This window comes from Catenovulum sp. SX2, assembly GCF_052056295.1.
In the GTDB taxonomy this organism is placed as follows: domain Bacteria; phylum Pseudomonadota; class Gammaproteobacteria; order Enterobacterales; family Alteromonadaceae; genus Catenovulum.
This window is the reverse complement of record NZ_CP182493.1, coordinates 705,508-719,610: the sequence shown is the minus strand read 5'-3', so window position 1 is coordinate 719,610 and position 14,103 is coordinate 705,508. Positions and strand designations below refer to the sequence as shown.

Genomic DNA, 14,103 nt, shown 5'->3' with positions numbered 1-14,103 from the left:
CTCAAATTTAAATAGGCTGTGTAAATCACAGCCTATTTTTTAACGCAACTTAACCCAATTTAGTGCACGATTTTCTTCGAATTTACCTAAACCTTCACAAAAGCAACTGCCGTTGCAAGCCTAAACTACCCACAACACCCTAAAAACAAGGCCCTTGCAATGAACAAGGTTCAATTCTACTTATCTGGCAAAAATATTGCTTAGACCTTTGAGTGACCCTGATTCGGGTAAGCAAAATAAGGAGTAAAGCTTGAATATAGATATTCTATGGGTGCTGATTTGTTCTGTGTTAGTTCTAGTGATGCAGGGCGGCTTTTTATTTTTAGAATCAGGCTTAACTCGTAATAAGAATGCGATTAACGTCGCGCTAAAAAATGCCACCGACTTTGCGCTGACATTTTTACTTTGGTGGGCCGTTAGCTACGGCATTATGTTTGGCCAGAGTTACCTTGGTTGGATAGGTAGTCACAATTTCTTTTTTTCTGTAGAACAGAGTAAACCAGCAGAAGCCACTTTCTTTATTTTCCAAGCCATGTTTTGCGCAACAGCGGCCACTATAGTCTCTGGTGCAATTGCTGAACGAACTAAATACCTAGCTTATAAAATTATCACCGCCATTGTTGTCGTTATTATTTATCCTGTATTTGGTCATTGGGCGTGGTTTGCCACTGATAACCAAGTTGGTCGATTAGTCGCATCCGGCTTTGTCGATTTTGCCGGCTCCACCGTCGTGCATAGCGTTGGTGGCTGGGTTGCGCTGGCTGCAGTTATTATTATTGGCCCACGCATTGGCCGCTTTGATAATAACCAAGTAAATGCAATTCCCTACAGTAACTTGCCTTCGGCTATGCTAGGTGTGGTGTTATTTATTGTTGGTTGGGTTGGTTTTAACGCCGGAAGCACCTTGGAATTTTCCAGAAATATCCCGTCTATTATTATTAATACTCTTCTTGCTTCGGCAGCTGGTGGTGTAGCTGCTTATTTGATCAATCGCATGTGGCCAAGCCGTTATACTGAAGACAGTGTGGTGATGCTTAACGGTATTTTAGCGGGTTTAGTCGCTATTACTGCTTCATGCCATGCAGTTGGTCAGTTGGACGCATTGGTTATTGGGATTGGCGGTGCTGCCGTTATGCTAATGGCATGTAATTTATTGGGGAAACTGAAACTAGATGACGCTATTTCAGCTATACCTGTGCATTTGTTTGCAGGTATCTGGGGTACGTTAGCCGTTGCCTTGTTTGCAGATTTAAATGTTTTAGCAACAGGTTTAACCCGCACCGAACAATTCTTCGCACAATTAAACGGTGTAGTGGTTTGTGGTTTATGGGCATTTTCTTGTAGTTATATTTTACTTAGAATTATCAACCACTTTTTCCCGCTTAGAGTCAGTGCTGATGATGAACACAATGGCTTAAATATTACTGAGCACAATGCGAGAACAGATTTGCATGATTTTTTGGTTAATCTGGATAAACAACAAAATGACTTATCGCTGCGAATACCGGCTGAGCCGTACACAGAAGTTGGCTTGATTGCCGAGCGTTACAACAAACTGATGGATGTGATTGAAGAAACCACAGCTAAAACCGAAAGCATAGTAAAAGATATTCAAGCAGGAGTGGTGACGCTGGATGCAGAGCAAAAAATCACCGGCATAAACCCAGCCGCTGAGCGTATTTTTTCAATTTCAGAAGGATATGCTTTAGGTAAAAACATCCAGCAAATTTTTAAAATACTCAAAGTTTTTCAAATTGAGCACGCCGCAGAAGTAGATTTACTTGCAGCGAGAAACAGTTTGTTTAGCAAACCAAGCAATTTGCGCTTGCAGGGGCATTGTATTAACAATGACAAAACACGCTATTTGGACATCATAATTACTCAAAGTAGTCACTCAGTTGTTGAACTCACCTGTTTGATTAACGATATGACTGAGTACAAAGCAATAGAAGCTGCGTTGTACGCTGAAAAAGAGCAAATGTTAGCTACACTACAGTCGATCGGTGATGGGGTAATTACTACCTCAAATCATGCGACTATTGTTTATATGAATCCAGTCGCAGAGGTGCTAACAGGTTGGTCTTTGGAAAAAGCAAAAAATAAGAAAATCAGTCAAGTAATGGCTGTGGTTGATTCGCCTGAATATCGGCCTGCTGATCTTATCGTTCGTAACGCAATTGACAATAAACAAACGCATGTAACCAACAAGTCTAGATTACTCTTTTGTCGTGATGGTACAGTTCGAGCTATTCGTCATACTGTCTCTCCTGTATTTGATCAAGAGCAAAATGTAACTGGTACTGTGGTGGTTTTCCAAGATGTCACTCAATCACAAATCATTCAGCGTGAGCTTAACCATCAAGCCAAACATGATGGTTTAACTGGGCTAATTAATCGTAGTGAATTTGACCGAACTCTAACTAGCTTAGTTGAGCAAAGTATTCAGTCAGATGAGCAGCATATCTTAATTTACATCGACTTGGATAAGTTCAAAATTGTTAATGACTTATGTGGTCATCAAGCTGGTGATGAGTTATTACGCCAAGTGTCACGGGTAATGAAAAAACGTATTCGCTCAAATGACATTCTAGCTAGGTTAGGTGGAGATGAGTTTGCCGCAGTTTTATTTAACTGTGATATTGAACGTGGACAAAAAATTGCTGAAAGCATTCGCGATAATGTTGAGTCTTTCCGTTTTAGTTGGGATGGCAAAGAGTTCAGTGTTACAACCAGTATTGGTGTGATCCCGATTGATCAATATTCAAATAGCGTGACTGATGTGCTGCATTTAGCCGATGCGGCTTGTTATGCGTCGAAAGATATGGGACGTAACCATGTTTATGTTTATCAACCTGACGATAAAGAGCTGACTGAAAGGCAATGTCAGGTTGAGTGGGTAGGTCGGATAAAACAAGCTTTAGAGCAAGACCTGTTTGAGTTGTACTTTCAACAAATAGCTTCGACTAACGATTTAGACAAAAGTCTAAAATTTGAAATTCTGCTCCGGATGAATTGGCAAGGTGAGATTATTCCTCCTGGGGCATTTATTCCAACCGCAGAACGTTATAACTTAATTTATCCAATTGACCGTTGGGTTATTCAACAAGCGTTTAAATGGTTAGATGACAACAAATTTAGATTACCAGCGGATCTTACCTGCTCAATTAACTTATCAGGCGATTCAATCAATAGAGCAGATTTGCAAGAGTACATTATGCAGATGGTGGATGCTTATAAAATTGATGGTAAACAGATTGTTTTTGAAATCACAGAAACAGTTGCGATAGCCAATTTAAACAAAGCATCTGATGTAATTAATAATTTGAAAAAGTCGGGTGTGCGTTTTGCACTTGATGATTTTGGCAGTGGTTTGTCTTCTTTTGGTTATTTAAAGAACTTACCTATTGATTACATCAAGATTGACGGGGCATTTGTCAAAGAAATAGAAGCGAATAAATTTGATCAAGCTATGGTCGATGCGATTAACAAAATAGCGCACACTATGGACTTAAAAACTGTGGTTGAGTACGTTTCTAGCCAAGAAATTTATCAAACTTTGCAGCGCTTAGAAGTCGATTATGTGCAGGGTTATTACCTGCACAAACCGAATCATATTTCTAAGCTAATAGAAGAAATCGCCTTGGTTAAGTTGGTGAGCTAACTCTGTTATCTAATACCAACAATTACGATTTGTACTTAACTGAACAGCCATAAGGTGGTGTAAGTTTATTGGCGACTGTTTGCCCAGACATTAATGCTGACAAACCTTGTTCTACGTAATTATCAGCTTTTTTAATATCTGCAGGGTTAGCCGATTTTATACTGTCGATGCCACCTGCATATCTAAGCTTACCTTGTTTATCTATGATATACATATGTGGTGTGGTTTTCGCACCATATAATTTGCCAACCTCACCTGATGGGTCAAATAGTACATGGGTTGGTGCTGCCGAACGTGATTTGGTTAGCTCTTGAGCTTCGGCTGCATCAACATAACCTTGTTTGCCCGGCGCAGATGACACTATAGATAACCAAACGACGTCTTGCGCTGTGTACTTTTTCTGTAAACTTTGCATATTGCCACTATCGTAATGTTTCACTACATAAGGGCATTTATGATTAGTCCATTCTAATACAACATATTTGCCTTGGTAGTCTGACAAAGATACGGTTTGGCCTTGTTCATTGGTTAAGCTAAAGTTTGGCGCACTCGCGTCAATGTTTATCTCGGCATGGGCAAAACAGCTAACAAAAGCCAGTGCCGCTAAGCTAATAAATTGTTTAACTTTCATGGTTTAACTCCTTTTTTGCGTGATTAATGGCCTCAATTACCATATTTGGGGTTAATAATTGAGGTAATACTTGTTCAGAGCCATTGCCTGCGTATACAACATATAAAGGCACGCCGGCTCTTTGGTATTGCTGTAAAAAACTTAAAATCTCGTTGTTTTTGTTGGTCCAGTCTCCAACCATATAATGAATGCCGTCTGCTGCTAGTGCTTGTTGCACTTCGGTTGCATTAAAGGCAACTTGTTCATTAACTTTGCAGGTAATACACCAATCGGCTGTCATATTCACTAACACCACTTGGTTGTTGGCTTTTAGTTCGGCAAGTTTGTTTTGATCATAATTTAGATAGTTGTGATTCACTTGTGTCGGTTTGGCTGCAGCCACACTCGACTGATTTAAATAAATAGGAGCGTAGACACTGGCAAAAATTGCGATTGTGCACAAAAGCTTAAACCAACTTTTCGCGTGTTGCATTAACCAACACAAGAGTGCAAAAGTTAATAGCGCAACCAACAAAATTAATTGTGCAGTGCTGTTGGTTTGATTGAGGTAAATCCATACCAGCCAAACAACTGTCGCTAACATAGGGAAAGCTAAAAATTGTCGAAAGCTTTCCATCCAAGCGCCCGGTTTTGGCAGTAATTTAGCCACTTGTGGTAAACAGAATATAACGGTAAGCGGTAGGGCAAAACCTAGGGCTAAACTGCTAAAAATTAAAAAAGTTTCCAAAGGTGGGCTGACCATAGCAACACCAATAGACGCAGCCATAAAGGGGGCTGTACAAGGAGATGCGACCAACACGGCTAAAACGCCGGTGGCAAACTGGCTGCTAAAACCTTGACCAGAAACCCAAGACTGACCTATGCCAGTTAATCCATTGCCAATTTTTATTTGATCTAACAACATAAGCGCTATCGCCAAAAATAAAAATGCCATTAGGGCAACAAACCACGGGCTTTGCATTTGAAAACCCCAGCCTAAACTTTCACCGCTTTGCCTGAAAATAACTATGGCTAAGGCAAATAGGTTAAAGCTAACCAATACACCCAGCAGGTAAGCTAATTTGGTGAATATAGGTAAATTCTGTTGCTGTAAACTCAATGCTTTTATTGATAACACAGGCAATACACATGGCATTAAATTTAAAATAATGCCACCGGCCAATGCCATTAATAACAATAAAGCCAAGTTGTGAGTGTTTGAACTTGTGTTGCTGAGCGCTGAATTGAGCTTGGTCGTTAGATAATATGCAGAGTCGCCACTAGATAATAAAAATTCAATTGCTTGCTGATCACTAACAAAATAATCCGATTTTAATAAGGTAAAGCTTGCATGCTCTGCATCAGTTTGAATTATTTGCTGTTGTTGATTGTGTTGAATAACACTGCTTTTTAACGGCAACAGCTGCCAGTTGGCTGCATTGGGTGGCTTAACTGAAACTACAATGTGCTTGTCAGTTATTTCGTAGCGGCCAGTTAGTTGTTGGTTTTGTGGATGCTGTAGGCGGGTGTCCGCAAATAATTGTTTAAATTCACTTGGCTGCTGTTTATTCGAAATTTCAAAGGTTTTGCTTAAGCTTGCCCAGCCCGGAATGCAGTCTTCTTGGCAAACTAACCAAGATAAATCTACTTTAATCTCAACAGTATCACCTGTTTGATATTGGCTAGATGTGTCAAAGCTAATCGGTAACATCAACAAGTTTTGCCCTTCGTAACCATAATTAACTAAGTGAGCGACTTTAATTTGTTGTGGTATTGGCCATATCACATCCCCGATAGATAAGCCCTCTGGCAAGTTCCAATCCATCTTAGGCGCTTCACCTGAATCACCTGGATTTTGCCAATAGGTATGCCAATGAGCTTCGGGTGTTAATAAAATCCCTATCCAGTTAGTTTGCTCTGGGTTTAGCTGGTTATATTCGCTGACAACTTGCACTTGGATATGTGGGCCAGTCGCTAAGCTTTGCTCCGCTTGCGCAAAATTTATATTCCCAAGGGCAAACCAAAGGGTTAAACACAGGATAGTTTTCAGTGTTGAATGCATAGTTGTTCCCTAAAAACAAACTGCTTTATTATTGACTGGTTATATAGCCAATTCAATTCACTTTACATTTGCTTTACACACCTAGCGCTAATTATCACAATGTCATAAAGCTGCCATGATTTAGTCAAATACTTAAGCTAAGCGTATTAAATATTTTGGCAGGATATGTTCAACAGCTTAACTTCTAGTTTTTACTCGCGTATTTACCGTTTTGTTCATTTTAAAGCTCGTCGAGTTGCAGCTAAACAAGTAAAAGTGAAACTTGAAAGATTCAGCCCTGTAACTCAAGTTGAAGCAGAATACCTGTCATTTTCAATTGATATTTCTGTATTGGTAGGTGGTTTTTGGTGGGAAGGCAGTAATGGGGTTAAACGTGGTTTGGGCACTTTGCGCGTTCCACCAATAGATTTACATACCAAAAAACTAGATAGGCTAGTGCAGGCTTTAGGCCCTGCTTATTTGCGAATTGGCGGCTCAGAGGCAGATAAAATTCATTATTTTGATAAGCCAGAGCAAGAGCCAGATGCGATAGTGTTAACCCAAACTATGTGGGATAACTTGCATAAATTCATCCAGCGCAATCAACTTAAATTAGTTTTCACTTTTAAATATGGTTTGTTTGAACGCAGCCAGCACGGCAGTTGGCAAGGCTCCGAAGTGCAAAAGTTGTTGGCCTATTCTCAGCAGCATAATTACCAGATAGATGTATGTGAATTGGGCAATGAACTCAATGCTTATTGGGCTTTTCATGGTTTAAAAGCTCAGCCCGGTGGTAAAAACCTAGCGCAGGATTACGCAACTTTTGCCATAGTGGTTAAGAGTTATTTGCCGCAAACCAAAATAATGGGGCCGGGTAGTGCTTATTGGCCTAAACTGGGTGAATCGCTTGCGCCTATGTTTAACCTAACTAAAAAGTTTTTGGCCTATTTAAGTTTTGAGCTGGATATTGTCAGTTGGCATTATTATCCATTCCAAAGCAAACGCTCGCCTGTACGTACACGTACTGCCACATTACGAAATATGTTGTCGCCAACCTCATATCACTACTTTGCTAAATACACAGAAAAACTTAACTTTTGGCGGCATTTACATCAACCTCAGGCGCAATTCTGGACTGGCGAAACCGGATCTGCTCAATGCGGTGGCCAACCAGAATTATCCGATAGATTTGTATCTTGCTTTTGGTGGGCTGAACAGTTAGGTAATGGTGCAGTTTCTGGCCACAAAGTGATGATCCGCCAAAGTCTAATTGGTGGTGACTACGGCTTGATTAATCGACTAACCTTGAAACCTAGACCTGATTATTGGCTTAGTTGGATTTGGGGGCAGCTAATGGGCTCTCAAGTTTATAAAGTGTCGTCGAACCATCCTAGAGTTAGGGCGTATTGCCATGGCAAAGATACAGTTAAAACTTTAATGCTGATTAACATGGGCAATTTTGCCGTCAATATAGATTTGGAAAACTTTGAATCTATTACCACTGGCTATGTGCTTACCGCCAAATCAATAGATGCAAAAAAAATCCTGATTAACGGCATTAAACCCAAATTTAACAAAGGCAAAGTTAAATTAAGCGACTTCCCACAAAAGCGTTTTGATGGAACTTTGCCTGCTTTCAGTATTAGTTTTTGGCGTTGTTAATTTAGATCATAAAAAGTGCAATTCGTCACTTCAATAATCAAATAAATAGGCGTATGCTTTAATTGTAAGTTATTGAAAAATATCTGATTGTTTTTGATTGATATGATTGCATTAAGTAGTCGTAATCAGATCTAAACTTCTTTTGAAAGGGCGCTTATTATGGATACTGCAAAAATTGATTTAACTCCTTATGGAATTACCCAAGTAAAACAAATTCTTCATAACCCAAGTTACGACTCTTTATATGCTGAAGAATTGGCGGATAACTTAGAAGGTTATGAACGTGGCACATTGACAGAGCTTGGTGCTGTAGCGGTAGACACAGGCATTTTTACCGGACGCTCTCCAAAAGACAAATACATAGTTGAAGATGAGATCACACGCGACACCTTGTGGTGGAATACCCATGGACAAAACGATAACAAGCCAATGTCGCAACAAACTTGGTCGGCACTCAAGAAATTAGTTGCACAAGAGTTAACCGGCAAAAAGTTATATGTAGTAGATGCCTTTTGCGGAGCAAATGAAAATACTCGATTAAAAGTCCGTTTTGTTATGGAAGTTGCTTGGCAAGCGCATTTTGTCACTAACATGTTTATTCGTCCAACAGCAGAAGAATTAGTTGATTTTAAGCCTGACTTTGTTGTGCTTAATGCAGCACAAACGGTTAACCCGAATTGGCAACAGCAAGGGCTTAATTCAGAAAATTTTATTGCTTTTAATTTAACCGAGCATGTGCAGCTTATAGGTGGCACTTGGTATGGCGGCGAAATGAAAAAAGGCATGTTTTCAGTAATGAATTATTTATTGCCGCAAAAAAATATCGCGAGCATGCATAGCAGTGCCAATGTTGGCAAAGATGGTGATGTAGCAATATTTTTTGGTTTGTCTGGTACGGGTAAAACAACACTTTCAACAGATCCGCATCGACAATTAATCGGTGATGATGAACATGGGTGGGACGAAGATGGTGTATTTAATTATGAAGGTGGCTGTTATGCCAAAACGCAAAATCTAAACAAAGAATCCGAGCCAGACATTTACAACGCGATTAAACGCGATGCATTGCTAGAAAATGTAATGGTGCGAGCAGATGGCAGTATTGATTTTGACGATAGCAGCAAAACGCAAAACGGCCGAGTTTCGTACCCTATCTACCACATTGAAAATATTGTCAAACCTGTGTCCAGAGCTGGGCATGCGCAAAAAGTGATATTTTTAACTGCTGATGCATTTGGTGTATTACCGCCTGTGGCGAAATTAACCCCAGAGCAAACAGAGTATTATTTTTTATCTGGTTTTACCGCAAAATTAGCTGGCACCGAGCGCGGAATTAAAGAGCCTGTACCAACATTTTCAGCTTGTTTTGGTGCCGCATTTTTATTATTGCATCCTACTCAATATGCCAAAGCATTAACTTACCGTATGCAACAAGCAGGGGCAACTGCGTACTTGGTTAACACAGGTTGGAATGGTGCGGGTAAACGCATATCAATAAAAGATACTCGTGCGATTATTGATGCTATTCTGTCGGGTGAAGTAGATAAAGCGCCTTGTCAGTCGTTACCTATATTTAATTTACAAGTGCCAATAAGTTTGGCAGAGGTTAGCGAAAATATTTTAGACCCAACAACAAGTCATGCAAACTCAGCTAATTGGCAAACCCAAGCTCAGTCGTTAGCGACTATGTTTGTCAAAAACTTTCAGCAGTATACGGATAATGATCATGGTAAAAGTCTGGTGTCAGCAGGGCCAAAACTTTAAGACAGAGTAGAGATGTACTCTTATCGGTTGAGCCGTGTATAATAGCGCAATTAAATAAATTGCGCTAAATCCCCCAACTATGAAAATTGCTTTAGGTATTGAATATAACGGTGCGGCTTATTCAGGCTGGCAGCGGCAAAATCATGTGGTTACTGTACAGCAAACATTAGAAGAAGCGCTTAGCTCAGTTGCTGATAGCGAAATAGTGGTCACTTGTGCCGGCAGAACCGATGCTGGTGTGCATGCAACAGGTCAAATTGTCCATTTTGAAACTGAAGTGCCACGCAAACTCAGTGCTTGGACTTTAGGTGCGAATGTTAAAATGGCGAACGATGTATCAGTAAAATGGGCGACCGAAGTACCAGCTGATTTTGATGCGCGTTATTCAGCCACCGCCAGACGTTATCGTTATATCATCCTCAATCAAAGATTACGCAGTGCCATTTTGCCAGAAGGTACAACTTTGGTTTACGAACCATTGGATGCAGAAAAAATGCATCAGGCAGCGCAAGCTTTGGTTGGCGAAAAAGATTTTACCTCTTTTCGCGCCTCGTATTGCCAGTCAAATACCCCATACAGAAACGTCCATGCAGTTTCAGTAAGCAGATTCGGCCAATATATTGTCATCGACATTCAAGCCAATGCGTTTTTACATCACATGGTGCGCAATATAGCAGGCTCTTTAATTGAAATTGGTAAAGGTGTGCAACCAGTCAGTTGGATTGAAGATTTATTACATATTAAAGATCGCACACTTGCCGCTGCAACTGCAAAACCAAACGGTTTGTATTTAGTTAAGGTGTTTTATCCTGAACAATTTGGCATACCAGAGGCAGCATTGGGCCCATTATTTTTGCCTGATTAGCGATATCAGTGCAAAGGCATAATGTTTTAGTTAAAAATTAACTTAGATTGTGCTTTAATGTGCGGCAATTGGATGGCCTGAGAAGTTTTCAGGCTGGGTATAGAATTTTTTAGAATTAGAAATCCAGAGAATATCAATGAGTTGGATAGAAAAAATACTACCGAAAACGAATTCGACAAAAAAGGGTAATGTACCTGAGGGTCTATGGGTTAAGTGTAATTCCTGTAGTGCCGTTTTATATCGCACAGATTTAGAACAGCAGCAAAACGTATGTCCAAAATGTAATCACCATATGCGCATTGGCGCACGCCGTCGTTTAGAATCATTTTTGGATGCTGAAAACCGAGTAGAAATTGGTGCTGAATTAGAGCCGCAAGACGTTTTAAAGTTTAAAGACTCTAAAAAATACAAAGACCGTATTGTAGCAGCACAAAAATCTACTAACGAAAAAGACGCATTGGTTGCAATGCGTGGCACAGTAAAAGGTGTACCTGTAATCGCGGTTGCATTTGAATTTGCCTTTATGGGTGGTTCAATGGGCTCAGTTGTTGGTGCGCGTTTTGTAAAAGCGGCTGAAGAATGTATCAAACACGGTTTGCCGTTAGTATGTTTTTCTGCTTCTGGTGGTGCACGTATGCAAGAAGCATTAATGTCATTAATGCAAATGGCTAAAACCAGTGCTGCGTTAGCACGCATGAGCGAAAAAGGTTTACCTTACATCTCGGTATTAACCGACCCAACTATGGGTGGTGTATCAGCAAGTTTTGCTATGTTAGGTGACATTCATATCGCTGAGCCAAAAGCCTTAATTGGTTTTGCAGGCCCTCGTGTTATCGAACAAACCGTTCGTGAAAAATTACCAGAAGGTTTCCAACGCAGTGAATTCTTGTTGGAAAAAGGCGCAATCGACATGATTGTTGACCGTCGCAATATGCGTGACTCAGTTGCACGCCAAATTGCAAAAATGATGAAATTGCCATCTATCGAGCAGGTTTAAGCCTAAATGGCCGCTAATGCCTGTTTTGATACTTTAGATGGCTGGCTTGATTATTTAGGCCAAATTCATCCAAAAGAAATTGACATGGGGTTGGATCGCGTTGAACGTGTATTCAACCGCCTCAATTTACCTTTGCAACACTCACGTATTATTTTAGTGGGTGGCACCAATGGCAAAGGCACAACCACAGCGCTTACGCAAAAACTACTAACCGCTCAAGGTTATTCAGTTGGTTGTTATAACTCCCCGCATATTCACGATTATAAAGAGCGAGTCACCTTAGATAACCAATGGTTTTCTGATGCCCAGCATTGCCAAGCTTTTGCGCAAATTGAACAAGCGCGTGGTGATATCGAACTGACTTATTTTGAATTTGGCACCTTGGCTGCACTGTGTTTGTTAGCACAAGCTACACCAGATTTTATTTTGTTAGAAGTGGGTTTAGGTGGACGATTAGATGCAACCAATATAGTTGCGCCAGAGCTTTCGGTTATTACCACAGTTGCACTTGATCATAAAGATTGGTTAGGTGATACACGTGAACAAATCGGTTTTGAAAAAGCTGGCATATTTCGCCAAAACGGTAAAGCTGTATGTGGTGATTTAAATCCACCGAGTACAGTGCTAGACCAAGCTGAAAAACTCAGCTTAGATATTTTGTGGCAACAACAAGATTTCACATATGAGTTAAACCCAGCGGATAATGGTCAAGCGGCAAGTTGGAATTGGACTTCTAACGTCAGCAAACAGCAATATTCAGATTTGCCAGTGCCGAATATGCCACTGCAAAATACCAGTACTTGTTTGGCAATCTTAGAGCAACTGGGTGTTGAGTTAGACTCACAAGTTTTAACTAATGTATTAGCTGATTTTCAAATAGCTGGGCGTTGGCAACAAATTAACAATCAACCCAAAGTAATTGTTGATGTTGCGCATAATGAAGAAGCTATTATCCAGCTGGTTGAAAATGTAAAACGTTTAAAACAAACAACTAACGGCAAAATATACGCTGCTGTTGGTATGTTAAAAGACAAAGACTACCAAAGCTGTTTGTCATTGGTTGCACCAATCTTTGATGGTTTTTATTTGGCTGACATCAATCAACCACGTGGCGCAAAAGCATCTGATTTAGCTGCTTGTTTGCCGACTGAAAATGTAACCGCAACTTGCGAAAACATTCAGACTGCTTATAAAAATGCGTTAGCACATGTGCAAACAGATGATGTGCTAATCGCATTTGGTTCTTTTTGGGTTATCACGGATTTATTAGAGAATTAATATGGCGACTACTTTTCAAAATAGACTCGTCGGCAGCATAGTTTTTGTTGCATTAATTGTCATTTTTTTACCTGACCTATTAGACGGTAAAAAAACAGATTATGGTGATCAATTTCAAACCATTCCAGCTAAACCTATAGCTCAACCTATCCCAGACAAAATTCCATTTCCGGAAGACGAAATAGTTGATTCGCTCGCACAGTATCAACAAAAAGAGTCAGACGAAGCTGCAGTAGACGAAATTTATCTTGGTGAAAAAACTGCTGAGGAAGTTGAACAAAAGTCAGTTGAACAAGCAAAAACTGAAACTGTTACTGCGGAAGTGTCGCCAGAACAAAAAGCTCAAGTCAACAAACAAGCCAATAAGACAACTGCTGAGCCGGCTAAAAAGCCAGAAAACAAACAAGTTGAAACAGCACAAAATGCTTGGGTGATTCAACTGGGTAGTTTTCGTCATAAAAACAACGTAAATAACTTACGCGAAAAATTACAGCAAGAAGGTTATGTTAGTTTTACTCGTCCAATTAAAACTCAATCGGGCGAATTAACCAAAGTTTATGTCGGTCCTGATTTAGACAAAGACAAACTTGAAAAGATGATCCCAGCGTTAAAAAGGTTAACAAATTTAAATGGCAAAATTTCTGCGTACCAAACAACAGAATAATGTTGGTAATTGGGTGGTGGGATCTGCTAGAATTCGCCGGCAATTTTCCTCATGAATATAGATATGGTTTGGTTTGATTACGCAATACTCGCTGTTATCTCAATTTCCACGCTAATTAGTTTAGTTCGTGGATTTGTGAAAGAGGCTTTATCGCTTGTTGTTTGGGCGGGTGCGTTTTTTGTTGCGAGCCAATTTTATTTAGATTTTGCGACCTTTTTAACCAATATTGAAGATGAAATGTTCCGCAACGCGGCGGCGATCGCAATATTGTTTTTAGCAACCATAATAGTTGGTTCGATCGTAAATTACCTAATTTCTCAATTAGTGCAAAAAACCGGTATGTCAGGTACAGATAGAGTACTTGGTCTAGTGTTTGGTGCATTAAGAGGTGTGCTGATTGTTTCAGCTATACTATTCTTTATGGATGCATTCACCCCAGTGGCTAAATCTGACTGGTGGGTGCAATCAGTATTAATTCCAGAATTTAAGATAGTGATAGAGTGGTTCTTTGAATATATTCAAACCACTTCGAGCTTTCTAAAAAATGTTCAACCTGTATAA

General features: G+C 40.0%; 10 protein-coding genes. 8 read left to right on the top strand and 2 right to left on the bottom strand.

Going from position 1 to position 14,103, the window contains the following annotated elements:
• Positions 1 to 250: 250 nt before the first annotated feature.
• Positions 251 to 3,661 (top strand): ammonium transporter, encoded by a 3,411-nt coding sequence (gene amt / locus ACMZOO_RS03090; protein WP_440905334.1) that lies wholly within the window; start codon positions 251 to 253, stop codon positions 3,659 to 3,661.
• A 22-nt stretch (positions 3,662 to 3,683) separates the two neighbouring features.
• Here the strand turns inward: amt and ACMZOO_RS03085 are convergent, their stop codons facing one another.
• Positions 3,684 to 4,292, bottom strand: coding sequence for a thioredoxin family protein (locus ACMZOO_RS03085; protein ID WP_440905333.1), 609 nt, complete (start codon positions 4,290 to 4,292; stop codon positions 3,684 to 3,686).
• Positions 4,282 to 6,333, bottom strand: a complete 2,052-nt coding sequence (locus tag ACMZOO_RS03080; protein WP_440905332.1) for a protein-disulfide reductase DsbD family protein — start codon at positions 6,331 to 6,333, stop codon at positions 4,282 to 4,284. The genes ACMZOO_RS03085 and ACMZOO_RS03080 overlap by 11 nt, the downstream gene beginning before the upstream one ends.
• A 165-nt stretch (positions 6,334 to 6,498) precedes the next feature.
• Between ACMZOO_RS03080 and ACMZOO_RS03075 the strand changes: the two genes are divergently transcribed.
• The 7 genes from ACMZOO_RS03075 to ACMZOO_RS03045 all read left to right on the top strand — a co-directional run bounded on the left by ACMZOO_RS03075 (position 6,499) and on the right by ACMZOO_RS03045 (position 14,103).
• The gene (locus ACMZOO_RS03075) at positions 6,499 to 7,974 is read left to right on the top strand and encodes a glycoside hydrolase (protein ID WP_440905331.1); all 1,476 of its coding nucleotides are present in this window, start codon (positions 6,499 to 6,501) and stop codon (positions 7,972 to 7,974) included.
• Between the two features lie 159 nt (positions 7,975 to 8,133).
• A complete protein-coding gene (gene pckA, locus ACMZOO_RS03070; RefSeq protein WP_440905330.1) occupies positions 8,134 to 9,738 on the top strand; it encodes a phosphoenolpyruvate carboxykinase (ATP) in 1,605 nt (534 codons plus the stop codon).
• A gap of 79 nt (positions 9,739 to 9,817) precedes the next feature.
• Entirely contained in the window at positions 9,818 to 10,603 is a 786-nt protein-coding gene (gene truA, locus ACMZOO_RS03065) for a tRNA pseudouridine(38-40) synthase TruA (RefSeq protein WP_440905329.1), read from the top strand.
• Between the two features lie 136 nt (positions 10,604 to 10,739).
• Positions 10,740 to 11,600, top strand: coding sequence for an acetyl-CoA carboxylase, carboxyltransferase subunit beta (gene accD / locus ACMZOO_RS03060; RefSeq protein ID WP_026016933.1), 861 nt, complete (start codon positions 10,740 to 10,742; stop codon positions 11,598 to 11,600).
• A 6-nt stretch (positions 11,601 to 11,606) separates the two neighbouring features.
• Complete coding sequence (folC, locus tag ACMZOO_RS03055; RefSeq protein ID WP_440905328.1) at positions 11,607 to 12,878, top strand: bifunctional tetrahydrofolate synthase/dihydrofolate synthase; 1,272 nt, start codon at positions 11,607 to 11,609, stop codon at positions 12,876 to 12,878.
• Position 12,879: 1 nt separating this feature from the next.
• Entirely contained in the window at positions 12,880 to 13,542 is a 663-nt protein-coding gene (gene dedD, locus ACMZOO_RS03050) for a cell division protein DedD (protein WP_440905327.1), read from the top strand.
• A gap of 63 nt (positions 13,543 to 13,605) precedes the next feature.
• Positions 13,606 to 14,103, top strand: a complete 498-nt coding sequence (locus tag ACMZOO_RS03045) for a CvpA family protein (protein ID WP_026016932.1) — start codon at positions 13,606 to 13,608, stop codon at positions 14,101 to 14,103.